Below are 25,549 nucleotides of genomic sequence, written 5' to 3'. Positions count from 1 at the left end.
GAAACAGCTATTTAATGAACAGCATCTCCTGATAGGTTGGCAGCGGCCACAAATCGTCGGCCACCAGACCCTCCAACTTATCGGCATAGCTGCGGACACGCGCCATGTGGGGAACCAGGATGCCACTGGCATACTGCGCCTCAGCCAGGATAGAATCCGCTTCATGCTCCGTCAGCGTTTCCAATTCATCCAGACTGTCTTGCAACAACTTCACCAGATCGGTCACTTTGTCCAACGTATTGGTGTCAAACTCATACCCTACCGCCTTCAAATTGGCGCAGGTGAGGGCCAGTTGACTCTGGTGGCGAATGGCGGCCGGCCAGATCATGGTACGACCGATTTCCAGGGTCAATTTAGCTTCCAACGTCACCGCCTTTACATACTGCTCCAACTTCACGTCCAGGCGGCTTTCCACTTCCCGGTGAGACAAAACGCCATATTTTTCAAACAGGGCGACTGCTTCCGGGCTGCCAAAAGACGGCAGGGCGTCCACGGTGGTGCGCAGGTTAGGCAGCCCGCGCGCCGCCGCTTCGCGGTGCCACGCTTCGGAATAACCGTCACCATCGAAGAGAATGGCGCTGTGTTCGTCTAAAATTTCTTTGAGCAGAACTTGCACGGCCGTATTAAAATCACCCTCCGCCGCTTCCAAACGAGTCGCCATGTAATCCAATGATTCGGCGATAATGGTATTCAATACCGTGATCGGCATGGCAATAGATTGATTCGCGCCCACCGCCCGGAACTCGAACTTGTTGCCGGTGAAGGCAAAGGGGCTGGTCCGGTTACGGTCGCCGGCGTGCAGCGGCAGGGGCGGCAGTGTATCTGCGCCCAATTGCAGCGTCCCCGATTCTTTGCTAGACGTAGCGCTGCCGGTTGCCCGAATCTGGGCAAAAATGTCTGAGAGCTGCTCACCCAGAAAGATGGAGATAATAGCCGGCGGCGCCTCATTGGCCCCCAGACGATGATCATTGCCGGCCGAAGCCACCACCGAACGCAGCAGCGACGCATAGGTGCTGATGGCCCGAATGACAGCCACCGTAAAGACCAGGAAACGCGCATTGTCGTGCGGCGTCTCACCTGGCTCTAGCAGGTTGCCCACACTGTCGCTGCCCAACGAGTAATTGACGTGTTTGCCAGAGCCATTAACGCCAGCAAAGGGCTTCTCGTGGGTCAGACAGACCATGCCATATTTCGGCGCTACGCGCTTCAGCGTGGTCATCAGGATTTGTTGATGATCAGTGGCAACGTTGGCGCTCTCATACACCGGTGCGATTTCAAACTGGCCGGGAGCTACTTCATTATGCCGGGTCTTCACCGGCACACCCAACTTATACAATTCACGCTCGGCTTCTAACATAAAGCCAAGCACGCGTTCGGGAATCGCGCCAAAGTAATGGTCTTCAAATTCCTGGCCTTTGGGCGAGGGTGCGCCGAACAGGGTGCGGCCGGCCGTCAGCAGGTCTGGTCGGGCATAATAGAAGTTGCGATCAATCAGAAAGTATTCCTGTTCCGGGCCGGCCGTAGCCGAAACCATCGCCCCATCCGTATGCCCAAACAGCTTCAGGATGCGCTGCGCCTGCTTGTTCAGCGCCTGGTTAGAACGCAAAACCGGGGTTTTCTTGTCCAACGCCTCGCCCGTCCAGGAGACGAAGGCTGTCGGGATGCACAGGGTTGTGCCGTTGGGGTTTTCCAGAATGTAAGCCGGACTGGTGACGTCCCAGGCGGTGTAACCACGCGCCTCGAAGGTGGGGCGAATGCCGCCGGTGGGGAAGCTGGAACCATCTGGCTCGCCCTGAATAAGCTGGTAGCCGGAAAATTCGACGATGGCGCTGCCGTCGCCATTGGGCGAGAGGAAGCTGTCGTGTTTTTCGGCCGTCAGGCCCGTTAGCGGATAAAAGACGTGGGCGTAATGGGTTGCCCCTTTTTCGATGGCCCAATCTTTCATGGCGTTGGCGACGACATCGGCGACAGTGATGTCTAACGATTCGCCCTGGTTGATGGTACGCATTAGCGATTTGTACACTTGTTTGGGCAGGCGATCTTTCATCACGGCCGTGCTGAATACATTGGCGTTGAACAGTTCGCGGGTTGGCGTCTCCGCAAAGTTCAACTGCTGCTTCATTGGCGCATAGCCGTTGATCGCAGCAATCGCGTTTAATCTGGTTACGTTTCCACTCATTGCAAAAAACTCCTTATCTAAATTGGGGTAAATAGGTTGCACCAGGGCGGCGCGGAGAACAGGAAAATGGCCTTTCTCTCTCCTCTGCGCCACCCTGGACAATTTCTGTTTAAGCCATCACAAGCTCACTTGCGACAGCATATCCGCGCCGCGCAAAATCGGCGGCGGCGCGTTCTACAACAGCCTGGGCATCCTCACCGATAAAAAGACTGTAACGCTCTTCTTCGGGGCGTGGTTCCAGCCCTACCCAGACATCTGGGCTGCTGTATAGAGGGAGGGTAAACCGGTTAACGGCCGTGCTGCCTTGCGGTGTCAGGGTCGTTTCTAGCCGTTTCCAGTAATCGGGGAACAGGCGGTCTGGACGCAGGTCGTGGGGGTCGGCGAGACGGCCGTCGGCCATCAACGCCTCAGCCACCACCGCCTGCAAAGCCAGCACTTCCTGCCCACCCGCCACCGGCGCTTCGCGGCGCGCGCTGGCGGCGTAGGTGTATACAGATTGCCCATCGCCTGCTTCAAAGACCGGCGCCCAGAAATCTGTCTGGCCCACCACACGCTTCTTCAGGTAGAAGACCGGCCGGCGCAGCCCCAAAGTCTGCAAATTTACGCCGCGCACATGCAGCCGGTCGCTGACGCCGTTCTCGCCCAAGATACCAATCGTGTTGAGATAATCACCCAGATATTCGCGCACTTTGGCTAATTCTACGTGCTTAAAAATGGGGCCGCCGGGCGTTGTGGCAAAGACCTCGTTGTCAATGGTATACACCGGGTAAATTTCCCCGGCGCGCCGGGCGATGAAGACATAGCTGGGCAAGCGAGCCAGGTGTACCAGGCTGTTGACCAGATAACCGGCAATTTTGGGCAGTTCAGCCGGTTTGTCCGATTGGCGCTGGAACCCACAAACATCTATCGTAAATCGCTTACCACCACCTTGATATACCACGCCTACCGGAATCCTAAAAACGCTGCCGGCGTCCACCGTCCTCGTCAATACTTCCAATTCCACATAATAGGGAATGGTCTCAGCGTATTCGCTGCTGTTACGAACCAGGGCTGCTTTCATCTAACTCCTCTGAAAATGGGAGCGCGGACGTCCCGTCCGCCCCCGGCAGGCGAGACGCCTGCGCTCCCAGAGTTTTCATTCATGGTGGTGGGTAGACCACTCATGAAGTCTCCTCAAAACAATAGACACCCATCTGACAAATTCATCACTTACTTCAGGAGAATCCGCCCGATCTAATCAATCCGCGTATCCAAAATTCCCATTAGTCGCCGCTGGTAATTGTCACTACATCGGCCGCTGCCGGGCCAAATTCGGGATAACTGGACGTGAAATGCTCGGAGATGTCCAACCCTTCCAACTCTTCTTTGGGGGAGACACGAATGCCCATGGTCACTTTCATGATGTAAAAGAGCGCCCCCATTGTTACAAACGCCCAGGCGGCGATAACTACCGTGCCTAAGACTTGTACGCCCAATTGAGCAAAACCACCCCCGTAGAGCAGGCCCGAAATTTCGCCCATGCCCGTCAGCAGTCCAACAGACGGGGCGGCAAAAAGACCCACGGCAATGGTTCCCCACATGCCGTTCAGCCCATGCACGGCCACCGCGCCGACGGGATCGTCTACTTTCAGAACGCGCTCAATCAAATCCAGGCCGTACACCAACACGCCACCGGCGATAAAACCAATGAGAATCGCTCCGGTTGGCGTGACGTTGGCCGCACCGGCGGTAATGGCGACCAGACCGGCCAGGGAGCCATTGAGGGCCATTTCGGTGGAAGGATGCCCGGCTTTGAACCAGTTGACCAATAGGGCAGAGGTGGTAGACGCCGCTGCCGCCAGGGTGGTGGTGACAGCGATGTAGGCGATGCCGGGGTTCATGCCAGACAGTGTGCTGCCAGAATTGAAGCCAAACCAACCCATCCACAGGATGAAGACGCCCAGAGCTGCCAACGTCAGGCTGTGACCGGGGATGACGTTGCTGCTGCCATCTTTGTTAAATTTGCCGATACGCGGGCCTAATACCCAGGCGGCGGCCAGAGCGGCGAACCCACCGACGGCATGAACAATCGTCGAACCTGCGAAGTCAATGAAACCCAAGTTGAACAACCAACCGCCGCCCCAGTGCCAATGCCCGGAGATGGGATAGATGAAGGCGGTCATGACGACGCTGTACACCAGATAAGATTTGAACTTGAGCCGTTCGGCTACCGCGCCCGAGACGATGGTCGCCGAAGCTGCGGCAAACATGAGCTGGAAGAGGAAATCTACCCAGCTGTAGGGGTCTATTGCGCCAGGGTCCAATTCGGACAAGAAAAAGTTGGTTGTGCCGATGAAACCGCCGGCCGATGTGCCGTACATCAGGCCAAAGCCGATGGCAAAAAACAGGAGCGTGCCCATACAGAAGTCCATCAGGTTTTTCATGAGCAGGTTGGCGGCGTTTTTGGAGCGGGAGAAGCCGCTTTCGACCATGGCAAAACCAGCCTGCATCCAGAAGACAAGGAACGCGCCGATGAAGAGCCAGATGGTGTCTATTTGGATGACGATCTGGTCGGTGGTAACGGCCGTTTCCTCTTGAGCCATCGCGCTGCTGCTAAAAACCATCAGCAGCCCCATGCTCATCCCCACCAACAAAACACGAATCCACCGTTTTTTGTCAAACTTAAACATGTTCAATCTCCTCCAAACTCACCTTAGAATTTACTACAACTCCCTACACCGACCAGCCTGCCCAGAAAAGCAAAAAGACGCCTCTCCACCCAACAGCTTACGCTTTGTGTGGAGGAGACGTCCTGGTCTCGAAAATGTATTTGGTTGTGTGATTAAAGATACACAACGAGTCCGAATCAGTCAATCTATTTCTGCATCAAATTTTTAGACGGCCGTTGTGCAAAATGCACGAAACGCTGTCCAACCGCCAGCAACCTGGAAGGCGCACAGATCATCGCCCGACCCCATAATCAGACGCACCCCCCAGACCCATGACGCATGACCTATGAACGTGATACAATCCCCGCTTGAAACTGCATTGGGAGATTAGCCATGAGTAACGAATTTACCATCGAAAAAATCGCCGACTTTGTCGGTGAGCATGTGACATTAAAGGGTTGGTTATATGCCAGCACCCGCAAGGGCAAACTGCTGTTTGTGCGGCTGCGCGACGGCACGGGCATTTGCCAGGGTGTGGCCTACGAGCCAGAAATCGGCGAGGAACTGTTCGAGACGCTCAAGCGGCTGGGCCAGGAGTCGTCGTTAATTGTGACCGGGCAGGTACGGGAGAACGGCCGTGCCCCTGGCATCCCTGGCGGCCACGAAATTGGCATCGAAAGCGTCACCGTGCTGCAAGATGTCAGCGATTATCCCATCACCCCCAAAGATCATGGCGTCGAATTTTTGATGGACAACCGCCATCTGTGGCTGCGCTCCAGCCAGCAATGGGCGATTATGCGCGTGCGCGCCACCATCAAACGCGCCATTATAGACTTTTTCGACGACCGCGGCTTCCTGAACATAGACACGCCCATCATCACCCCGGCGGCGGCCGAAGGGACCAGCACGCTCTTTGAAGTAGACTACTTCGAGGACAAAGCCTACCTGGCCCAAACCGGCCAATTGTACAATGAAGCCAACATCATGGCCTTCGGCAAAGCCTACTGCTTTGGCCCCACCTTTCGCGCCGAAAAGTCTAAGACGCGCCGCCACCTGGCCGAGTTCTGGATGGTGGAGCCAGAAATCGCCTTTTGCGACCTGGACGATTTGATGGTGCTGGAGGAGGAATTTGTCAGCTACGTGGTGCAGACCACTCTGGCGAAGCGGCGTAATGAACTGGCGCTGCTGGAACGCGACCTGACGGCGTTAGAAAACATCAAACCACCCTTCCCGCGCATCAGCTACGACGAGGCGGTCGAACGAATCCAGGCCATCCGCGAGGCCACCGACGACCCGGAACTAAAAGAACAACTCAAAATTGAATGGGGCGACGATTTTGGCTCGCCGCACGAGACGGTGCTGACAAAGCAGTTCGACAAGCCGGTCTTTGTGTATGGCTATCCGACACAGGTGAAGGCGTTTTATATGGAGCCGTGGCCGGGCCGTCCGGAGGTGTGTAAAAGCGTAGACCTGCTGGCCCCCGAAGGCTACGGTGAAATCATCGGTGGCAGCGAACGGATGAGCGACCCGGCCGTCCTGCTGGCGGCCATTCAGCGCCACGAACTGCCGGAAGCCCACTACCAGTGGTATATTGATTTGCGGCGTTATGGCAGCGTACCGCACAGCGGTTTTGGCTTGGGGCTGGAGCGCACGGTGGCCTGGATTTGTGGCATCGAACACATCCGCCAGACCAGTCCCTTCCCGCGCACCCTCAATCGCATGAACCCTTGAGTTTGGTCTGCTGTAGAACGATTTTCCAAATCGTTCTCTGGGCGATTTGGAAAATCGCCCTACCGCCGCAGCCAAAAACCTTTGTGGATAACCATATGAATTAGGTGGGTAACTGGCGGATCAGGAAGACCAGGGACAAGAGGATGATCTGCGGCTGGCGAAAACGGCCGTCTGGCAGCATGATGACAAACTCAGACCCGTCAGACTGCCGGTCTATCTGGCCGACCGGATCCTTGAGGCAGTCGTCCAGCGGTTGGGTGTAGGGTTGGAAATGGGCGGGGGCATTGTCGCATAAGACATAGCTGGTCGTGGGGGAACGGCCGTCTACTACCCGGTTAAATGCCAGCCAACGCTGACCCTCGGTTTCAATCTCAAAATAGGGTGCGCCTTCCGGCTTATCCGGGTTGGGCCAGGGGTACTTGGTGATAATCGCGTAAACGGCATGATCATAAATCAGGGCATAGCTGATTCGAGGATTGCCGCCTTTGCTGACCGTTTTAAGGCCAGGAAATTCCAGGGAGGCGATGGCTTCGCCAGACGGCCGTGCCAGACGTATCTTACCCGGCTCATCCTTTAGCCAGGGAGAGCCAAAATCGCCCACCAGCGAGAGGCGGTTTCGCCCGACATATAAATGACAGCGCTGCATCGTTTCCGAATGCGGTTGGAGAAATCTGGCAACGTATTCCATGAACAGGCATTGTACAAACCATCGGCCAAACCGCCAACAAAGTGCAAGATGGCCGTCATCATGATCATTGACAGAGTACCAGTACCCGTATTCGGTAATCCGTCTGCCGTAGGATGCCACCTCTGGCAAATGCCAACGGCTAGTGGCATATAGACTTCGGTTTATGGCTACTTTAGATTTACGGAAAAACAAAACGGCCGTTCACCCTGAGCAAGGTTGATACGGCCGTTTCCAGACTGCGACTCGCTAATTGTATCTTAGCAAGGCTTATGATCATGCCCTCACGGAGATTCGAACTCCGGTTTTAAGCTTGAAAGGCTATTCCAAAGCTGATCCTATAAGCTACCTCGCTTACGATCTTGGTTTTGGCCTAAACAGCATATCAAGGGGATCGCCACGCCGCGCCGACGCCATCACCGCAGCTGCTTCCCCTACTCGATCTCTGTCTACGTCGTTGTAATGTTTCATCGTTGTGTTGATTGACGTGTGACCTAAATACTGTCGGGTTAGTTCTGGATCACGAAAAGTAGCTTGCAGGTCGCTGGCATTCCTTTTACGAATCGCATGGCTGCGGATTGTTGGGACTTTGGCATATTCGCATACTTTTGTAAAGCAGCGTCCCATTGTCTCGCGTCGGAGCAAACGGCCGTTCTTCGTACTGACAAACACAAATTCAGCATTGGGGTGCGGGTTAGTCAACTGCCACAGCCGGTACAGGTCGGCCGACTCGTTGAAAAACGTCAGCACCTGGTCTCCTGTTTTGCCATGACCCACAACTGTGTAGCGCATTCGACCATTGGCAGACATGTCCCCTGTTGATAATGCGTTCTCCATATCGCGCCGTCGCAAACTCCTGATTTCCCCAATCCGACAACCTGAATCCAGAGCCAGGCTAACTGCCAGAGCATCACGGACATCACGGCCAGCATAACCACCAGCAGCGACAAAACCCGGCAAGCATGTCGAGATAGCCTCCACAGAAGCCACTGGCGCGGCCCGTCGCCTTTTGGGGGAATAGGAATACCGACGCAATTTTGTAGCCGGTGAATTGTCTCGCAACCCTCGCTCCGCTATCCAGGCCCAGAAAGCTCGGTGCGTACTGGCATGACCGGCCATAGTACCATCGCTTCTCCCTCCTTCCTCCAATATTTGGAAGTGTTCATGTAACTCCAGTGCTGTTATTTGACCGACCGGTTTAAAACGCCGATCAGTTGGGAACTCCTCGCTCGGACAAATGAACTGGCTAAGTCTACTTTGCACAGTGCGCATGTGGAGCGGTGATAGATTCCGTTCCAACAGGCTTTCCAAATACGTTTTCATTATGTCGCTAAGATTCATTACAGTGTTCTCCATTTTGTTTTACTTGCAATACTGATTTTGACCGGGCGCATTATATGCCGACAACGTGACATAAAAAGGTGATTGAGAACATGTTTTATTCGTGACGATTTAGACTGTTTAACCAGTTCGACAAGTTTTGATGAAGTGTAATAAGGATTAAGCTGCATGAAAGATTTTGACGAGAAATCGACCATACCTGGTCGAATTTTAGGGGGAATAATCCTCCTGAATGTGTTTGGTTTGGTATTTGACCAGTTTACCAGTTGGTTCAACAGAAAACCTTTTGGTGAACAACGTTCAGCGTTTCTGGTTGTTATTGGCGTAACGGTGACGATAGCGTTACGTCGTTGGCTTCTGCCAATGACCTGGTTCTGGGACTTTGCCGCCTTTGCTTTTAGCGGCCTGCCCATGATTACCGGGCAATACCTGCGCTATGAACGGCGCAAGCGGGCAGCCATCAACCGACATTTGCTACGGAGATAAGTTATGGGTGGAGAAGCGAAGCCCTGGCCGCCTCACGGCCATGCAGTCAACGCTCGGAATCAGACGGGTGACAATATGGTCAAGGTTATGAAGATGCTGGATGGATTGGTCGAGCGTGCCCGCCAGGGTGAAGTCACGCGAGTAGACGTGACCCTGACGGTCACAGACGTGCGCAAGTTAGCGATGGAGAGTTTGATTTTGATGATTCAGCAGGGTTATGAAATTCATCCAAGTATTTTTTTGAAATGAGGTGAGATGTGTTTAAGCAGCATGGATTTGGAGAGGCTTAACAATGTCGTCAGCGTTGGATAATCCCGCGACAGCCTTGCATGTCCTTTCGTTCAAAGCATCCCTACCGGTTCTTGTGGCTATGTTCATGCCGGACTGCCCCACCCCGGTGTCTATTAAGTGGTTGATGCACCGAACAGGCGTGAAGGCACGCAAAACGATCAATGAAACGCTGGACTATCTGGAGTATTTAGGCGTCATCGCCTGCGTAATGACCGCTAACAAAGGTTGGTGGGCATTAACGGATAAAGGCAAACAGCTTCCTTTGCCGTTTGCAGGGTCGTTGGCAGCGGGCACACAACCGCTGCTCTCTCCTCATCGGGTGACAATACTCGATGAAGAGTCAGAGGCAAGCTCACAATTGCCTCTGCTGCGGTTCGCACAAACCGCAGTTGGTTGCCCGAGCGCACAATCGGGTGACGCGATCCCTGCAATAGTGGCAAACAGTGCCCTTGACGCTGGTACTCTGCCAACAGTGAGTAAAATTTACCCACCCCCCTCCCCTTTAAACAATGTTGTTGTTGTTTTAAATCAATCTGATTCAGATCAATTTTGTTTTGAACAACAACAACAAGAGCGGCCAGAGGTGGGTAAATTTTACCCACCTCCCCCCACTGGCACATTTTTGCGCGAAATTGGCATGGGAGAGCCAGTTCCAACCGAGTTTTGTGATTTTCCCCTTCCGGTGGCTCTGGCTTATTGGTGGTACGCCCTGGCGCAGGGCATGAGTAGCCCGCAGGGGTATCTGCGTCGGCGGTTGGAGCAAGGGCATACTGAGCCACCGGATGATTACTTGCAGGTCGCGCGGTTGTGGATTGAACTGACTGGTGATGAACGGGCCGAATTATGGGAGGCCACAATTCATTCGTTGCGTGGGGGCATTTCCTTGCCGGATGGATTTGGGCATTACGTGCCCTTTCGTCCGCTGCTGCGCCTGGGATGGGCATGGCGTCAGCGTGACCGTGATGGCGATCTGGTGTTTGTGCCAGATTGTCTGGCCTGGGAGGATGAGGAGGTTGAACAGGATGATTTTGCAGAATAGGGACGGTTTATTTGAGTTGATTACGACCAATGTCAATGGCAGTAAGGTCTTTTTGGTTTCCGTGGAGGAAGTAGAGCAGTCATTTTCGCGTTTGCTTGATGTGCCACTTGTCGGCTATCGGCGGACTGGAAAGGTTGGTTTTGTGAATTGCGATCAGGTAGACGTTGAATTGAGGATGGTTTTCGGCCCAATAGAATTCTTTGAAATTGAGCAACAAGAGCAAGAAGATGATTAGTGGCAAATAGGGCGCCGCCGGCAGCTGTGTTTGCCACCAATGAGGGAGTAAAAAACGTGTATCTAACACAAAATGTAACAGCAGTGATGAGTAGAGATGTTCTTCGGATTGCCGCTGATGAGGTGAGCAAATTGGTTTGCACATTTCAGTTTCCGCTTCCGCAGAAGGAGACTCAGGTTGCTTTGGACATCCTGGTGATTTTGGCTGAGTATGATCGTCAAATCGCCGAACTCAAGCAATCGCTTGGTGCGCTGGAGAAAAGAGCTTTGTGTTGTGGCGTTTTTGAGGAGCGCGACAACGGAGCGGTCTTGGTTGTGCATGGGGTGCGGGATGCGTGTCCCTACCCTGGACACGAGGCAATCGCAGGGCAACGGCGTGGCCCTCGGCGCTATGTGCGTCGGGAAGATCGGCAGGCGTTGAAGGATGCTCAGGCGCGGTATGCGGAAGTGCAAAGGCTGCTGCGTGATTTGAATGGTTTAGAGCGTGGGCGGCGGGTGGTGGCCGACAAACTGCGCGTAGGCCACGAGACTGCGGTATTGGCGATGAGATGATGGGTGTTTTCCGGTTGTGCGATTGCACGGCCGTTTATCTTTTTTAGTTTGTTCTGGAGGTAAGTTATGAAAAAAGTAGTAAAAGTTTTATTGGTTTTGTGCATGGCGGCTGTGGCCGCGCTGATGTGGCGTGACACTCACGCCAAGCAGCCGTTGGGGGTTGTTTATCCCACTCAGCCAGAGGTTTTTAGCGTACCGACGCCTGCCGCGCCGGCAGTGGTGGCTGAACCGATTGCGCCGGTTTGGGAAGCGAGGGTTAAGGAGCAGGAATTACCCGTCGTAACTCCCCTACCCCAAAAGGACAAGGATAAGGGTGTTTGGGAAGTTGTATCTAAGGCGGAGGTTATGAATCCTGATGGGGTTGATGACGCAAAGGCTGCGCCGGGTAAGGGTAGAAATAAATAGAGCCAGCGCATTGCTTTGGGGCTGACGCTGGCTCTGGCTATCCGTTAAGACGGCCGTTTCCGAGTGTAACACGAAACGGCCGTCTATTCCAAAATTAACTAAAGGAGTGTTTTGGTGGACGATTATTTTGAAGACGAAGATACAGATTTTTTGTTGACTGGTTCCGAGAATAAAAAAACATTGAAGGGATTTACGATGTTTTTTTTGTATTTGTTGCTTGCGCTGGTTGTCATTGTGACGGCCGCGCATGGCATCATGGTGGTATTGCACGTTTCTGAAGAGTTTACGTTTGGCTCCGGGTTGTTTGGTGCTTTTCTGAACTTGATTCGGATTTCGTTTCCGATCACCGTGGAGATGGCCGCTGTTGTGGCTGGCATGGGGTTTATTGCTGCTTATTGGCGTGCCGGGCAAAAGACCGTGGCGTTGAGCATCGAGTTAGTGTGGTTGCTTTTTGCGGCAGCCAACATGATCACCATGTTTTCCATTGAGCGCGGTTTGCCATTGGAGAAATGGCAGCTTAATTGGATAGGGTACGGCTTGCCGCTGGCGGCGTTGGCGGCCGGTTCTCTGACATATATGTTGAAAAGGACGGATCCTGATCATAAGCGAAGCAATGAGAAAGCAACGGCCAAAGAAAAGACGGACATGCTGCGGTTCAATGCGCGGTTGGCGGTTAGCCTGAGTCCGCAAATGCGGATGATCGAGAAGCAAAAGGCTTGGGTGGATCATATACGTTACTTGCGAAATGCAGGTTATAGCCAGGATCAGATTACATACATGTTGCAAGGCGTACCGGAGCTTATGTTTGATGGTGACGCGGATGGCGTTCCTGATCTGTTGGAGGAAGGCGATGCTCCGCAGCGACGAACACGGCGGGCCGCCCCACCCCCATCCGCGTCGTGGTGGTCTCGTTTTAAGCGTTGGCAGCCGGGCGCTCGGCCGGATGAGCAGCAGCCGGTGGTTATTCCGGGCGAGATGGACATCACGACGGAACCCATTGGCGAAGAAGAAGCGCCTCGCCCGCGTTACCAGGTTCAGCCCCGTACTGGCGCGGCTCCTCGCACCAGACAAAATGGACAGGTTGAGGATTTTACGTAAGCGTACCTGTTGAAGATGACGCAGTGCGTCAGCCGGCCGTTGCGGCCGTGCCTGACGCACTGGCGTCGGGACAGGTGCGCGGGCAAATCCTGACGGCTGATGATCGTACCGCAAAAAAAACGGCCGTACCGCAAAAAATCGAAAATAACTCGTACCGCAAAAAAGATAGGTTCGTACCGCAAAAAATTCAGCCCATACCGCAAAATTTTGCCGCTGATTTGGTGGTGGAAGATGACGATGAAACGGGCTTTGAAAATTTTGCGGGAGACTCGGCCTGGCGGGTTGAGCGACGGTTTTATAAGAAAAAGAATGGCGATGTCATGCTTTACTGGAATTATCGCAGTAGAAATCCTGTTTACATAAATGGTGAAAGAAAAATCCAGTATAAGCCTGGAGGCAAGAAACTATGGGAACAAAAGCTGATGAATACGAGTTGACGCCGCAGGATACGGCGGAAATTCTGGCGGGTACACTGCAATTGTTGCAGGAGAATGGGTTGGCGGTGTCAGTGAAAAACGCACGTCGGATCGAGAATCGGCCGCCTGGCCTGCTCATTTTCGTGAGTGGGGTGGGGGTGGCTGGTGATGGTAATTTGGCAGCATTGGAGGAATCGTGAAAGAAAAAAACGTTTGGAAACCTGCTGAGGATGAGAAAACGAGTGCGCCTTTGTCAATCTGGCTTTTAGCGTTGATTGCGCTGGCCTTGTTTGCAAGTGTTGTTACGAGCGCTGTTTTTGGAGGCCCTCGTAACGAAGTGTTATATATTGTGGCTACGCCGACGCCGGACACGTATTATGTTCGGTTTCTGTGCTTGACCAATGGTGACAGAATGGTTGCTCATGCGGCTGTTACCTGGCAGCGTGAAAATGGGCAAGTGGTGGATGATGTGACCAACGATGTAGGTTGCGTGATCGTGCCAGCGGACGAGCAAATTGGTGTGTGGAGCCATGTGCATCAGGTGACGATCACACTGTGGCCCGGACACCGGGCCATTTGTCAGGACATAGGGACTGGCATTGTTCAAAGCGGCAATCTTTGCCCGCCTGGGTAAAGATAGTTTGCGACGGCCGTTCTTCGCTTGCGGAGAACGGCCGTTTTTGTTTTTGGGGGTGAACATGCTAGACAAGATTTTGACGGAGATGAAGCAGCAGCGTTCCAGTAAGCCTAAACCGTTGGGTGGGGGGTTGACCATTCGACTAGTTGCTCATGATGCGGGTTTGTTTGAGTTACGCGCCTGGCGCGAAAAGAAGCTGCCTTCTGACCTGGAGATTGGCACGCTGATCAATACGATTAAGTTGGTGGATGATCCTGTTCTTGTTTTTCGCACGATTGAACCGGAAGTAAGCGAAGACGGCCGTTTCTTCGCTTATCGTATCTGGTGGGTGACTGGTGGCGTGACGATTTCCTGGCTGCGGCCGGCACAGTCAGCACTGCCCGTTTTGCTGCCAATGGAACCGGCCGTAGGGGAAGGGGCATTTTCATAAGAGGCGCTGGCACGCCAGCAAAACCGGTGTTGAGTGAAAATCAAACGGCCGTTTATTCATTGGCAAAATGCAATCGATAGGGCAGGTTAGGCATCATCAAGAGCCTCAAGGTTTTCACGCACGATCTGAGTATTGTTATGTTCAGGGCCTAATGCCGCTTCAAAGATAGACAAGGCCCGCTGTAAATAAACGCGAGCGCCAGGCAAATCCCCTTCTGCCTGAGCCAACATGCCTAAATTATTCAAACTATAGGCTAAGTCGGGATGGGTGGGGCCGAGGGCTTGCTCGTAGATGGCCAGGGCGCGTTCGTAATAGGGCCGGGCGTCGGCCAGTTGGCCCATGGCCCGGAGGAGTTCGCCGAGATTGTTGAGGCTCGTGGCGGTGTCGGGATGGGTGGGGCCGAGGGCTTGCTCGTAAATGGCCAGGGCGCGTTCGTAATAGGGCCGGGCGTCGGCCAGTTGGCCCATGGCCCTCAGGAGGTAGCCGAGATTGTTGAGGCTTTGGGCGGTGTCGGGATGGGTGGGGCCGAGGGCTTGCTCTCGGATGGCCAGGGCGCGTTCGTAATAGGGCCGGGCGTCGGCCAGTTGGCCCATGGCCCGGAGGAGGTAGCCGAGATTGTTGAGGCTGCTGGCGGTGTCGGGATGGGTGGGGCCGAGGGCTTGCTCGCGGATGGCCAGGGCGCGTTCGTAATAGGGCCGGGCGTCGGCCAGTTGGCCCATGGCCCGGAGGAGGTAGCCGAGATTGTTGAGGCTGAGGGCGGTGTCGGGATGGGTGGGGCCGAGGGCTTGCTCGTTTATGGCCAGGGCGCGTTCGTAATAGGGCCGGGCGTCGGCCAGTTGGCCCATGGAATCGAGGAGTGCGCCGAGATTGTTGAGGCTGAGGGCGGTGTCGGGATGGGTGGGGCCGAGGGCTTGCTCTCGGATGGCCAGGGCGCGTTCGTAATAGGGCCGGGCGTCGGCCAGTTGGCCCATGGAATCGAGGAGTGCGCCGAGATTGTTGAGGCTGCGGGCGGTGTCGGGATGGGTGGGGCCGAGGGCTTGCTCTCGGATGGCCAGGGCGCGTTCGTAATAGGGCCGGGCGTCGGCCAGTTGGCCCATGACCTGGAGGAGTGCGCCGAGATTGTTGAGGCTGAGGGCGGTGTCGGGATGGGTGGGGCCGAGGGCTTGCTCTCGGATGGCCAGGGCGCGTTCGTAATAGGGCCGGGCGTCGGCCAGTTGGCCCATGGCCCTCAGGAGGTAGCCGAGATTGTTGAGGCTTTGGGCGGTGTCGGGATGGGTGGGGCCGAAGCTCTGCTCGTTTATGGCCAGGGCGCGTTCGTAATAGGGCTGGGCGTCGGCGTAGACGGCTACCTGATCAAGGTAATAGCCCAGCCAACTGCACAAGCTGCCAGCTTGTGCATCGTCACGGCTCATGGCAGCATCGGTGACGAAATAGAGGTGCGGCAGCAGCAGGGGAATGGGGGAGATGTATCCGGCCCTGTCCTGTCGGTTTGACACAGCCTCTCGCACCGCTTTCTCAGTCGCTCGCTGCGCGTCTTCCGGATCATCCGCTATCTTTTGGGCAAAGAGCGCCAGCAACCGGTGTAGGCGTACCGCGCTGTCTTGCTCAACCGCCACAAAACCCAGGTTACGCAGCCGCTGCCAGCCATCTTCAACCTGCAGCAAACCTTCTTCATCATCTTCATCAATGGGAGCCAACTCCTGGCATAAATCATCGGGTATGGGTTCGCCGGGCGCTAAGAAGGCGAGCCGCGTGAGCAGCGTCAAGGCCAGGGCGTCGGTTTCATTCGCCAGGTCCAACCGCTCGAAGCTCACAGCAAAGGTGCGGGCCACGTCCAGATCGTGGCCGGTTGGGGAGTAGTCTGTGCCTCGCCCCAACATCGAAGCATGTTGCAAAATCTGCTTGTCGCGCAGTTTCTTGAGGTAGTCAGTGGGGGAAACACGACGATATGTTGCCAGAAAGCTGCCCGCCAGGTGCAGCGCCAGGGGCAGGTCGCCTACTTCGGCTGCAATCACGTCCGCGTCGCTCTCAGCCAGGTCGGGCGCTAACCGGCGCAGCAGGGTGACGCTTTCGGCTCTGGGCAAGACTTCAAGCCGCAGTTGGCTCACGCCCAGCGCCCGGTCCCACTGCTGGCGGCGGCTGGTCACCAGGACATGGCAGCCACCATGCGGTGGTCGCCAGTCGGCCAGCAGTTTCTCCTCTTCGCAGTTGTCAAAGATGAGCAGCCTGGCGACCGGCTGACGCCATGCCTGCTGCACGGCTTTCACCTGGTCAGCCAACGGCAAGTCGGCAAAGCCGGGAGCCAGGTCGAGGCCATCCGGGCCACCGCAGACAGCGATTTCCGAGGGGAGGTTGGCGGCTTCGGCAAAGCTCAACCAGAAGACGCCACCGGGGAAGTAACGGCCGTACCGGTGCGCAAACTCCACCGCCAGTTGGGTCTTGCCAATGCCACCCATGCCGGCGGCGACGGCCGTTTGGGTGATGATGACGTCACGGCCGTTGGCCTCGTAAAGAAAGGTGTTCGCCAGGCGCAGCAGGTCGTCGGCGCGGCCGGTGAACAGAGGGTTGCGGGAGTAGAGCAGCCGAGAGCCGGGCGGCAAGGGGCCGGGTTCGGGTAGGACGCCGCGTTCAGGCAATGGGGGTGGGGCGTACACCGCGCCGGAGTGGGTGACGTGGTAGGTGGTCGGCCAGGCCCCGAGGGGCCGTAGTTCGCGCAGCCGGTGGAGCAGGTCGGCTTGCCGGCTCTGCCGGGCGACGTGGTCCAGCAGGGCGAGGATTTTGGTGGGTCTTGTTTCTCCAGGAAGGTGTTCGTACTCAATGCCTACGTCGGCACAGAGCAGACGCAAGTCAGCCAGGCTGAAGGTGTCGTCTATGGACTGGCGAAGTTCGATATAGGAATTGGAGGCGTCGTTGGTCATGTCTGGTTGCTCCGCGTTGGGCCGGCCGGTTTGCGATTATTGTAAATGGTTTGCGGGGCAGTTACAAGGGAGGAGAGTGGGGGAACGGCCGTTTCCCCTTGTTGACGCACCGACATTAGGACTTTAGTTCTGGTAGGCAGTGCGATTTGTTTATGTTATCTTTAGGGGCGTGTGGGTTTGACCGAGAGGGATGCGGCCAGGTTGCCGGATTAGTCGCCTAAGCACTTATTTATTTGTACAATTGAATCGTTATTAAGCCACCCGAACGGCCGTTACCGAACCCACACACTTCTGGTAACCTTTCGGGTGGCTTTTTTGTTTCCTGACAAGCTTATATAAACCTATGACCTCACAAGAACTCAAAGACCTCCAGGCCACCCTCTGGAAGAGCGCCGACGACCTCCGCGCCAACTCCGACCTGCGTTCCAGCGAATACTCCACCCCCGTCATGGGGCTGATCTTCCTCAAATTCGCCGATAACAAATATCGCCGCTATGAAGACGAGATAAAGGCCGAATATGCACAGCTCAAAGGCACGCGCCGCGAGAAAACGCTGCCCGAAATTGCCGTCGCCAAATGTGGCTTTTACCTGCCCGACAACGCTCGTTACAGTACCTTGCTTAACTTGCCCGAAGCGGCAGACATCGACCAGGCGCTTAAAAACGCTATGGTTGAAATCGAGAAACACAAACCCGAATTAGCAGGCGTTCTGCCGCAAGATGAATACTTCAAGCTGACGCGCCTGGATAAATCCATGCTCAGCCGGCTGCTGCAAAACTTTGCCAACATTCCCGACGATGCCGATGGTGACCTCTTCGGCCAGATATACGAATACTTTCTGGGCAACTTTGCGCTGGCTGAGGGGCAGGGCGGCGGCGAATTCTTCACGCCGCGCTCGGTGGTGCGCTTGATGATTGAGATTATTGAGCCGCATCAGGGCACCGTCTTTGACCCCGCTTGTGGTTCCGGCGGGATGTTTGTGCAGTCGGCGGCGTTTGTGGAGGCGCACCGGCAGGCGCAGGAAGCCCATGCGGCCGATGCCCTATATGTGTATGGGCAGGAGAAGACGCTGGAAACTGTCAAGCTGGCTAAGATGAACCTTGTCGTCAATGGCTTGCGCGGCGAGGTTCAGCAGACCAACACTTATTATGAAGATCCCTACGGCAGTTTTGGCCGTTTTGATTATGTGCTCGCTAATCCCCCGTTTAATGTGGATGATGTGAATTTGAAGCGCGTGGAAAGCGACCGGCGCTTTAACACGTATGGCATTCCGCGTAACAAGGGGCAGGGCAACAAAAAAGCAGCGGGTAATGAAACGGTGCCGAACGGCAACTATTTGTGGATCAATCTCTTTGCCACCTCGCTCAAGGAAAATGGCAGAGCCGCTTTGGTTATGGCTAACTCGGCGTCTGATGCGCGGCACAGTGAAGCCGACATCCGGCAAACGTTGATTGAGAAGAATCTCATTTATGGCATGTTGACACTGCCCTCGAATATGTTTTGGACGGTGACACTGCCTGCTACGCTCTGGTTTTTTGACAAGGGGAAGCAGGACGAACGCATCCTCTTCATCGATGCCCGCAATATCTTTACCCCGGTTGACCGCGCTCATCGGGAGTTTTCGCCGGAGCAGATTATCAATATTGGCCTGATCAGCCGCCTGCACCGGGGCGACCGGGCGGCGTTTGTGCGGGTGGTGGACGATTATTTTGCCCAGGGTATGGCGCGGCTGGCGGAAAACGCGGCCAAAGAGCACGCGGTGGCGGCGCAGTTGCTGAATGTGCTGGACGACGCTGAGGGGCAAGATGCCGTACAAACCTTGTTGGCACAGTGGGCGGATTGGAGCGACTTGCAAGCGGCGTATGAAGCGTATCTGGTGGAGCGAGGGACGCTGTTGGCACAACAGCCGACGACCATTGAGGCTGAAAACACAGCCCAACACCAGTTGCAAGCTCAGTTTGAGCCTTTCTTTGCCGGTTTGCACGCTGGCTTGAAGGCGCTGGACAAGACGGTGCACCAATACGAGAAGCAGGAACGGGAAGCCAATGAACGGCGCGGCATCGCCCGCGATTTGAAGGGGTTGAAAACGGCGCTGGAAACGGTGCGAGCCGAAGTGAAAGATGCCGAATCCTTTTTTGCCCACATTCACTGGCTGCAAGAACGGTTCCCGCAGGCGGCTTATGAAGATGTGACCGGCCTGTGTAAGCTGGCGACTTTGGAAGATATAAAAGAACAGGATTATTCATTAAACCCTGGCCGTTATGTGGGCGTGGTGATTGAGGAAGATGGCAAGACCGAAGAGGAGTTCATTTCAGAAATGCTAGATTTGCATGGGGATTTGGAAAAATTAAATAACGAAGCACACCAATTAGAGAATGTCATAATGCAAAATTTGAAGCAATTGGTGAATGAAGATGCATAACTGGGTGGCAGAAAGGCTAGGCGAAAATGTTACACATAAAAAAGGATATGCCTTCAAGAGTGATTGGTTCCAATCTGAGGGAATTCCTGTTGTAAAAGTCACCAATTTTTCTGAAGCTGGCATTGATGCAACTAATTTGGTTTTTGTTACAGAAGAAATTGCTTTTGAAAAAAAAGGATACGCTCTAAATAATAAGGATATTATTATTCAAACTGTTGGGTCTTGGCCTAATAACCCTGCATCTGTCGTTGGAAAAGTCGTTCGTGTACCAAATGAATTGGACGGTGCCCTGTTAAATCAAAACGCAGTTATCCTGCGACCAAATAACAAAATTGACAAAAATTTTCTGTTTTACCTTCTCAAAGACCGAAGTTTTAAAGGGTACATAATTAACACTGCTCAAGGTGCAGCTAATCAAGCAAGTATTACATTAGATTCTATTTTTCGTTTTGATTTTTTTCTTCCACCACCTGAAACACAAAAGAAGATTGCGGCCGTTCTCTCCGCCTACGATGATCTCATTGAAAACAACAACAAACGCATCGCTCTCCTGGAAAAAGCCGCCGAAGAAATCTACCGGGAATGGTTTGTCAGGCTGCGCTTTCCGGGATGGGAAACGGCCGTTTTCCAAAAAGATGTCCCCGAAGGCTGGGAGTTAAGAAAAGCCTTTACTCATGTTAAAGGCAAGTCTTACACCAGCATAGAAATAAACGATGATGGCGAGGGAATGCCATTCGTAAACCTGAAGTCAATTAACAGAGGTGGTGGTTATCGAACTGACGGCCTCAAATATTACACGGGTAGATATAAAGAAAATCAAGTTGTACGTCAAAACGATATAATAATGGCGGTGACAGACATGACACAAAACCGAGATGTTGTTGGTCGTGTTGCCCGAATTCCAGAAACAATAGATGTTGCGTTTGTCATTTCCTTGGACATCGTCAAAATTGTGCCGGAAAAAGTATCATCAACATTTTTATATAGTTATTTAAGATATTCAGGATTTGGGCATTTCATCAAGGAATTTGCTAATGGTGCAAACGTATTACACCTAAATCCCGATTTGGTATCCAAACAGAGCGTAATAATCCCGCCTAAACCTCTTCGTGATAAATTCGATGGAATTGTTGAGCCAATTCTCAAACAGATAGATTCTTTAAATCGTAAAACAGCAACTCTTCAAAAATCCCGAGATCTTTTACTTTCCCGCCTCATCTCCGGCAAACTGCCCGTAGCTGACCTCGACATCCAATTCCCACCCAGCATGATTTCCGACTAGGAGCCATCCCATGCCTAACTTCATATCCGAAGATAACATCGAACAAGGCTTGCTCACCCTTTTGCGCAATGAATATGGCTACGAACTGCTCAACTGCTACACGCTCGACGCCAACACTCTCAACGATGGCAGTGGGCGCAGTGACAAGCGGGAAGTTATCTTTTCTCAACGGTTGAAAATTGCGGCGCAGCGGCTCAATCCCACCATCCCCGAAACCGCCCTGGCCGAAGCTCTCCATGAAGTCACCCGCAGCCGCCGCGCCATGTCGCTCATCGCCGCCAACCAGGAACTGGACAGCCTCATCCGCGATGGCATCCCCATCACCTTCAGCAACGCTCAGGGAAAAACCGAACACCAGCGCGTCCGCCTCATCGACTTCAGCCCCACCAACGACAACGACTTCCTCGCCGTTTCGCAACTGTGGGTTAAAGGCGACGTTTACTACCGCCGCCCCGACGTCCTCCTTTATATTAACGGTCTTCCCCTCGTCTTCATCGAGCTTAAAAACTCCAACATCAAACTTAAAAACGCCTACGACAGCAATCTCATCACCTACAAAAAAGAGATTCCCCAACTTTTCCATGCCACAGCCGTCTGTGTACTCTCCAATGGCCTAGAAAGTAAAGTTGGCAGCGTCAGTGCCGGGTGGGAACATTTCTTCAATTGGTTACGGGTTGATAACGAAAAGGAAAAAATCGACCGCCTACAAATTTACGAATCCGGCACCAGTTTGGAGCGTATCATCCATGGCCTTTGTCGTCCAGAAATCCTTTTAGACTACATTGAAAACTTCATCCTTTTCCACAACAACCAAAAAATAATTGCCCAAAACCATCAGTTCATCGGCGTCAACAAAGCCATTGATGTTTTTGCCCAACGTCAACAGCAAAGCGATGAAGAAAGAGGCAAACTAGGCGTCTTCTGGCATACTCAAGGCTCCGGTAAAAGCTTCTCCATGATCTTCTACGCCCGCAAAATCTGGCGCAAAATGACCGGCAACTACACCTTCGTCGTCGTCACCGACCGCCAGGACTTAGACGGACAGATTTATCGCAACTTCCTCAATACCAACACCGTCAGCAAAAAAGAAGCCGTTCGTCCCAAAGATAGCCAGGAAATGCGGGCTTTCCTTAGTCAAAACAAGCGCATCGTCTTTACCCTCATCCACAAATTCCGTTATCCTAAAGGCAAGCAATATCCGGTTCTCTCACCCCGCGAGGACATCATCGTCATTGTTGATGAAGCCCATCGCACCCAATACGAAACCCTCGCTCAGAACATGCGCGTTGGTTTGCCCAATGCCCAATATCTGGCCTTCACCGGCACGCCTCTGCTGGGCAAGAATCGCAAAACCAACGCCTGGTTCGGTGGTTACGTCAGCGAATACAACTTTGTCCAATCTATGGACGATGGCGCCACCGTGCCTCTCTTCTACGAAAAACGTGTACCAGAAGTCCTCATCCAAAACGAAGACCTCAGTGACGAATTCTACGAAATCCTGGAGGACGAAAACCTCGACGACGTGCAGCAGGCCAAGCTCGAAAAGAAATTCGCCCGCGAAACCGAAGTCATTGTACGCGACGACCGTTTAGAAACTATCGCCAAAGACATCGTCCAACATTTCCCCCGGCGTGGTTATCTGGGCAAAGGTCTCGTTATTTCCGTGGACAAGTTCACGGCCGTGAAAGTGTATAACAAAGTGCAATATCACTGGAAAGAAGAAATCAAACAGTTGCACAAAGAAATCAAAGCCGCCACCAGCCCAGGCAAAAAAGCATACCTTCAAAAAACTCTTGACTGCATGCGTTGTACGCAGATGGCAGTTGTTATCAGTGAAGAGGCCGATGAAGAAGCAAAGTTTGCCAAAAAAGGACTTGACATCAAGCCTCACCGTCAGCGCATGAACAACCTCGACAAACAAGGTCATGATGTCGAATATCAGTTCAAAGACCCCGACGATCCGCTACAGCTCGTCTTCGTCTGTGCCATGTGGCTCACCGGCTTTGATGCACCTACACTTTCTACCCTTTACCTCGACAAGCCGATGAAAAACCACACCCTTATGCAAACTATTGCCCGCGCTAATCGCGTCACCCCCCATCTCATAAATGGTGTGGTCAAGACCAATGGCGAAATCATCGACTACTATAATGTCTTCCGCAACATGAAGGAAGCGTTCGCCGCTTACGCCGAAGGCTCCGAAGGGCAAGAAGAAATGCCCGTTCAGGAAAAATCCGCACTCTTTGGCCTGCTCGACGACGCCCTGGCTCAAGGCATCAACTTCTGCCAAAGCAAAGGCATCGACCTGGAAAGCCTCGATAAATCGGCAGAGGTTTTTACCAACCTGAGTCAGTTCAAAGAATATGCAGATACCTTGCTCAGCAAAGACGACTGGCGTAAAGAGTTCACCGTCTACGAAAATACCATTTCTGCCCTTTACGAAGCGTGTAAACCAGAAATTATGCAAAAAGAGCAGTGGCGACCGCTGGTCTTCGTCTTCCAGTATCTGCGCGGCGTTCTCGACGCCATCATCGAGCAGCAAGACATTGACAATGTCAGCCTGCGCATCGCCGAACTTTTGGACGAAAGTGTCGTTACTATTGACGATGGCTTGCAAACACAAAAACCAAAAACAGAATATCAAATCAAGCAGATTGGGAAAGTGTGGGATTTACGCCAGGTCAACTTAGCTAAGCTCCGGGAAGAATTTAGGCAAAAGCCATACAAGCACATCGAAATCGCCGATCTTCGTGCTTTCATCGAAGACAAGCTGCAACAAATGCTGCAACAAAATAGCACTCGCGCCGACTTTGCCCAACGCCTTCAAGAAATCATCGACCGCTACAATGCAGGTGGAATGACGACCGAAAATACGTTTGAAGAACTTATCAAATTCAACCAGGATTTAACGGAGGAGGAAGAACGCCACATCCGCATGGGTCTCACTGAAGAGGAGTTGGAATTGTTCGACCTCATGAAGAAAGAGAAGATGACGAAGACAGAGGAAGTGGCGGTCAAGAACGCAGCCCAAGCTCTGCTCAAACGCCTGCGCGAAGAGAAGCCTAAAGTTATTGTGCAAGATTGGTATCGGGATGGACAGAGCCAGGAAAGGGTGAAAACGGCCGTTGAGACTATTCTCGATAAAAACTTACCCACCAGTTATGACCGTGCTTTGTTCAAATCAACTTGTGATCGCGTCTATAACACCATTTATGAGCGAGCTTATCAGGGTTTAGCTTGGGCTTCTTAGACCGGCCTTGCGCGGGAGTTGGTATTGATTTGCCAACGACAGGGGCGGTTGAGTGGGTGGGCAAGGGCGGGTATACTGCCTTACCATTTCGTGATCGCCACCGGGTCGCCTTCCTCGATGCCCTGCACGAGCGTATCTTGCTTCGTCGCGTTGGTAGCGGTTGGGTTTTTATCCATCGCTCACTGCTAGAGTATTTGGCCACCCTGCCGGTTATTGAGGAAAATCGTGAGTAAAACCATTTGCCCTAAATGTGGCAACCTTATACAGGATAGCAGGTGTCCTCAATGCGACGCCAACCAGTTTGTCCGCGCCAAGCGCTGGCGCACTGGTGACCACGGCGGCAAACGGCCGGAGCGCCGCCAGGTGCAGCGCACTTTGCTGGACGCTCTGGACGGTACATGGCACAATGCCAAACACCTCATCACGGTTCATATCAACGTTGAAGAAAATAGTTATCGCAGCAGGCACGGCCGTGCCCCAGAAGCCCAATTCTCCTTCCAGTTTGTCAAAGAGCAGGACCGCACGATTCATTTTCACAAAGGCGCTGTCTTCATCGAAGCGACGGTTTTAGAAAGTGGGTATCTACACATGTCGGCGCTCAACAAAACGATGGTATTTGTCTACATGTACGATGAGGAAATGTACCGCACCTGTCATTATTGCTTTGGGAAAACGCCCGTAGACCATGATGTTTGCAGCCACTGTCACCAGGAATTTGACGACATCGTATAGCTTAATCTCTCCACAGCCCATTCCACTTATGGCGGTCCCCGTCCCCCCAACCACGGCAAATTAGGCCGTTCTTCTCGCACAATCTCAACCAGTTCATTCAGCCGTCGCCGCCGTTCCAGGTGGCTTAGCAGCGACCTGGCCTTATCTGATTTGCGCTCCCCGGCCAGATTGTCAAAATCTACATTAAGCCTGAACGCCAGCGCCTTAATCTCGTCAGCATCGAAAAATCTGTCCAATACATGCAGCAAGTGAAGGATTTGTTCCGATTCATTGCCGGCGGCACTGCCCTGACCGTGAAATGTGCTGAGATACTCCTGGATTTCCAACGGCAACACCATGCCGCTTTCCACTACCAGGTCAGCCAGTATTGTCAACATGCGGCCCAACTGAAAAAGCTGGCGGTCGGCGGCCGCCAACTTGCCGGCATCTATAGCGTGTTCCGTTTCCAGGTTGCGCACGCGCTCTGTCAGTCGGCGCATTTCCTGGCCATCTGTTCGGCGCACCACCATGACGGTCAGCACGCCGATCAGGATAGCCACAGAGAGCAGCGCCGGGCTGAGCAACACTGTGATTTCAATAAGGGTAAACGTATGCTCCAGCATTGTGACCCGGCGCTGCGATAGTTAGCTTGTGATGGGGGGGCCAGCAACCTCCAACGTGGCGAAGTTCCTAAGTTCCGAAAAAACGGCCGCTTCGATGGCTCCTGCGAGCAAGTCCAGGTCCAACTGAATGCCATACGCCATGAGCCACTCCTCGGCATGGGCAATGGCGAG

General features: G+C 53.6%; 23 protein-coding genes. 16 read left to right on the top strand and 7 right to left on the bottom strand.

Annotated features, from left to right (window positions below):
• Positions 1-7: 7 nt before the first annotated feature.
• From IPM39_23505 to IPM39_23495, 3 genes are all read right to left on the bottom strand, one after another.
• Positions 8-2,179: a glutamine synthetase III gene (locus tag IPM39_23505; protein ID MBK8989001.1), complete on the bottom strand. Its 2,172-nt coding sequence runs from the start codon at positions 2,177-2,179 to the stop codon at positions 8-10.
• 109 nt (positions 2,180-2,288) lie between these two features.
• Complete coding sequence (locus IPM39_23500; GenBank protein ID MBK8989000.1) at positions 2,289-3,239, bottom strand: hypothetical protein; 951 nt, start codon at positions 3,237-3,239, stop codon at positions 2,289-2,291.
• Between the two features lie 202 nt (positions 3,240-3,441).
• A complete protein-coding gene (locus IPM39_23495) occupies positions 3,442-4,848 on the bottom strand; it encodes an ammonium transporter (GenBank protein ID MBK8988999.1) in 1,407 nt (468 codons plus the stop codon).
• A 372-nt stretch (positions 4,849-5,220) separates the two neighbouring features.
• Here IPM39_23495 and asnS point away from each other — a divergent pair, with 372 nt between their 5' ends.
• Positions 5,221-6,558 (top strand): asparagine--tRNA ligase, encoded by a 1,338-nt coding sequence (gene asnS, locus IPM39_23490; GenBank protein MBK8988998.1) that lies wholly within the window; start codon positions 5,221-5,223, stop codon positions 6,556-6,558.
• A 100-nt stretch (positions 6,559-6,658) separates the two neighbouring features.
• On the opposite strand, the gene IPM39_23485 is transcribed toward asnS, so the two are convergent.
• Both IPM39_23485 and IPM39_23480 read right to left on the bottom strand, forming a co-directional pair.
• On the bottom strand, positions 6,659-7,204 hold the full coding sequence (locus IPM39_23485; protein ID MBK8988997.1) for a hypothetical protein: 546 nt from the start codon (positions 7,202-7,204) through the stop codon (positions 6,659-6,661).
• 393 nt (positions 7,205-7,597) lie between these two features.
• Complete coding sequence (locus tag IPM39_23480; GenBank protein MBK8988996.1) at positions 7,598-8,584, bottom strand: tyrosine-type recombinase/integrase; 987 nt, start codon at positions 8,582-8,584, stop codon at positions 7,598-7,600.
• A 168-nt stretch (positions 8,585-8,752) separates the two neighbouring features.
• On the opposite strand from IPM39_23480, the gene IPM39_23475 reads away from it, so the two are divergent.
• The 11 genes from IPM39_23475 (at position 8,753) to IPM39_23425 (ending at position 14,172) form a co-directional block, all read left to right on the top strand.
• The gene (locus IPM39_23475) at positions 8,753-9,070 is read left to right on the top strand and encodes a hypothetical protein (protein MBK8988995.1); all 318 of its coding nucleotides are present in this window, start codon (positions 8,753-8,755) and stop codon (positions 9,068-9,070) included.
• A 3-nt stretch (positions 9,071-9,073) separates the two neighbouring features.
• Positions 9,074-9,319: a hypothetical protein gene (locus IPM39_23470; GenBank protein ID MBK8988994.1), complete on the top strand. Its 246-nt coding sequence runs from the start codon at positions 9,074-9,076 to the stop codon at positions 9,317-9,319.
• A 43-nt stretch (positions 9,320-9,362) separates the two neighbouring features.
• Positions 9,363-10,400, top strand: a complete 1,038-nt coding sequence (locus IPM39_23465; protein MBK8988993.1) for a hypothetical protein — start codon at positions 9,363-9,365, stop codon at positions 10,398-10,400.
• The gene (locus tag IPM39_23460; protein ID MBK8988992.1) at positions 10,384-10,635 is read left to right on the top strand and encodes a hypothetical protein; all 252 of its coding nucleotides are present in this window, start codon (positions 10,384-10,386) and stop codon (positions 10,633-10,635) included. Before IPM39_23465 ends, IPM39_23460 begins: the two co-directional genes overlap by 17 nt.
• A gap of 182 nt (positions 10,636-10,817) precedes the next feature.
• Positions 10,818-11,186, top strand: a complete 369-nt coding sequence (locus IPM39_23455; GenBank protein ID MBK8988991.1) for a hypothetical protein — start codon at positions 10,818-10,820, stop codon at positions 11,184-11,186.
• Between the two features lie 66 nt (positions 11,187-11,252).
• Positions 11,253-11,591, top strand: a complete 339-nt coding sequence (locus IPM39_23450; GenBank protein ID MBK8988990.1) for a hypothetical protein — start codon at positions 11,253-11,255, stop codon at positions 11,589-11,591.
• A 114-nt stretch (positions 11,592-11,705) separates the two neighbouring features.
• Entirely contained in the window at positions 11,706-12,689 is a 984-nt protein-coding gene (locus IPM39_23445) for a hypothetical protein (protein MBK8988989.1), read from the top strand.
• 23 nt (positions 12,690-12,712) lie between these two features.
• Positions 12,713-13,126 (top strand): hypothetical protein, encoded by a 414-nt coding sequence (locus tag IPM39_23440; GenBank protein MBK8988988.1) that lies wholly within the window; start codon positions 12,713-12,715, stop codon positions 13,124-13,126.
• A complete protein-coding gene (locus IPM39_23435; protein MBK8988987.1) occupies positions 13,096-13,305 on the top strand; it encodes a hypothetical protein in 210 nt (69 codons plus the stop codon). The genes IPM39_23440 and IPM39_23435 overlap by 31 nt, the downstream gene beginning before the upstream one ends.
• Positions 13,302-13,739, top strand: a complete 438-nt coding sequence (locus IPM39_23430) for a hypothetical protein (protein MBK8988986.1) — start codon at positions 13,302-13,304, stop codon at positions 13,737-13,739. The genes IPM39_23435 and IPM39_23430 overlap by 4 nt, the downstream gene beginning before the upstream one ends.
• Positions 13,705-14,172 carry a hypothetical protein gene (locus tag IPM39_23425; protein MBK8988985.1) on the top strand — a complete coding sequence of 156 codons (468 nt, stop codon included), beginning with the start codon at positions 13,705-13,707 and terminating at the stop codon, positions 14,170-14,172. Before IPM39_23430 ends, IPM39_23425 begins: the two co-directional genes overlap by 35 nt.
• 86 nt (positions 14,173-14,258) lie before the next feature.
• Here IPM39_23425 and IPM39_23420 read toward each other — a convergent pair whose 3' ends face one another.
• Positions 14,259-17,090, bottom strand: a complete 2,832-nt coding sequence (locus IPM39_23420; GenBank protein ID MBK8988984.1) for a tetratricopeptide repeat protein — start codon at positions 17,088-17,090, stop codon at positions 14,259-14,261.
• A 343-nt stretch (positions 17,091-17,433) separates the two neighbouring features.
• Between IPM39_23420 and IPM39_23415 the strand changes: the two genes are divergently transcribed.
• From IPM39_23415 to IPM39_23400, 4 genes are all read left to right on the top strand, one after another.
• Entirely contained in the window at positions 17,434-19,512 is a 2,079-nt protein-coding gene (locus IPM39_23415) for an SAM-dependent DNA methyltransferase (GenBank protein ID MBK8988983.1), read from the top strand.
• The gene (locus IPM39_23410) at positions 19,499-20,794 is read left to right on the top strand and encodes a restriction endonuclease subunit S (protein MBK8988982.1); all 1,296 of its coding nucleotides are present in this window, start codon (positions 19,499-19,501) and stop codon (positions 20,792-20,794) included. The genes IPM39_23415 and IPM39_23410 overlap by 14 nt, the downstream gene beginning before the upstream one ends.
• Positions 20,795-20,804: 10 nt before the next feature.
• Entirely contained in the window at positions 20,805-24,044 is a 3,240-nt protein-coding gene (locus IPM39_23405; GenBank protein ID MBK8988981.1) for a type I restriction endonuclease subunit R, read from the top strand.
• Between the two features lie 225 nt (positions 24,045-24,269).
• Entirely contained in the window at positions 24,270-24,776 is a 507-nt protein-coding gene (locus IPM39_23400) for a hypothetical protein (protein MBK8988980.1), read from the top strand.
• A gap of 26 nt (positions 24,777-24,802) precedes the next feature.
• Here the strand turns inward: IPM39_23400 and IPM39_23395 are convergent, their stop codons facing one another.
• Entirely contained in the window at positions 24,803-25,378 is a 576-nt protein-coding gene (locus IPM39_23395) for a hypothetical protein (protein MBK8988979.1), read from the bottom strand.
• Positions 25,379-25,549: the final 171 nt, after the last annotated feature.

This window comes from Candidatus Leptovillus gracilis, from assembly GCA_016716065.1.
Classification (GTDB): domain Bacteria; phylum Chloroflexota; class Anaerolineae; order Promineifilales; family Promineifilaceae; genus Leptovillus; species Leptovillus gracilis.
The sequence above is the reverse complement of the archived record's forward strand: the minus strand, read 5'-3'. Positions and strand labels throughout refer to the sequence as shown.

What these genes read in the sequence shown, in the direction of transcription:
- IPM39_23405 (MBK8988981.1), top strand. Translation starts at nt 20,805, where the DNA reads ATGCCTAACTTCATATCCGAAGATAACATCGAACAAGGCTTGCTCACC.
- asnS (MBK8988998.1), top strand. Translation starts at nt 5,221, where the DNA reads ATGAGTAACGAATTTACCATCGAAAAAATCGCCGACTTTGTCGGTGAG.
- IPM39_23450 (MBK8988990.1), top strand. Translation starts at nt 11,253, where the DNA reads ATGAAAAAAGTAGTAAAAGTTTTATTGGTTTTGTGCATGGCGGCTGTG.
- IPM39_23475 (MBK8988995.1), top strand. Translation starts at nt 8,753, where the DNA reads ATGAAAGATTTTGACGAGAAATCGACCATACCTGGTCGAATTTTAGGG.
- IPM39_23435 (MBK8988987.1), top strand. Translation starts at nt 13,096, where the DNA reads ATGGGAACAAAAGCTGATGAATACGAGTTGACGCCGCAGGATACGGCG.
- IPM39_23480 (MBK8988996.1), bottom strand. Translation starts at nt 8,584, where the DNA reads ATGAATCTTAGCGACATAATGAAAACGTATTTGGAAAGCCTGTTGGAA.
- IPM39_23465 (MBK8988993.1), top strand. Translation starts at nt 9,363, where the DNA reads ATGTCGTCAGCGTTGGATAATCCCGCGACAGCCTTGCATGTCCTTTCG.
- IPM39_23500 (MBK8989000.1), bottom strand. Translation starts at nt 3,239, where the DNA reads ATGAAAGCAGCCCTGGTTCGTAACAGCAGCGAATACGCTGAGACCATT.
- IPM39_23395 (MBK8988979.1), bottom strand. Translation starts at nt 25,378, where the DNA reads ATGCTGGAGCATACGTTTACCCTTATTGAAATCACAGTGTTGCTCAGC.
- IPM39_23420 (MBK8988984.1), bottom strand. Translation starts at nt 17,090, where the DNA reads ATGACCAACGACGCCTCCAATTCCTATATCGAACTTCGCCAGTCCATA.
- IPM39_23415 (MBK8988983.1), top strand. Translation starts at nt 17,434, where the DNA reads ATGACCTCACAAGAACTCAAAGACCTCCAGGCCACCCTCTGGAAGAGC.
- IPM39_23470 (MBK8988994.1), top strand. Translation starts at nt 9,074, where the DNA reads ATGGGTGGAGAAGCGAAGCCCTGGCCGCCTCACGGCCATGCAGTCAAC.
- IPM39_23460 (MBK8988992.1), top strand. Translation starts at nt 10,384, where the DNA reads ATGATTTTGCAGAATAGGGACGGTTTATTTGAGTTGATTACGACCAAT.
- IPM39_23505 (MBK8989001.1), bottom strand. Translation starts at nt 2,179, where the DNA reads ATGAGTGGAAACGTAACCAGATTAAACGCGATTGCTGCGATCAACGGC.
- IPM39_23495 (MBK8988999.1), bottom strand. Translation starts at nt 4,848, where the DNA reads ATGTTTAAGTTTGACAAAAAACGGTGGATTCGTGTTTTGTTGGTGGGG.
- IPM39_23410 (MBK8988982.1), top strand. Translation starts at nt 19,499, where the DNA reads ATGAAGATGCATAACTGGGTGGCAGAAAGGCTAGGCGAAAATGTTACA.
- IPM39_23485 (MBK8988997.1), bottom strand. Translation starts at nt 7,204, where the DNA reads ATGCAGCGCTGTCATTTATATGTCGGGCGAAACCGCCTCTCGCTGGTG.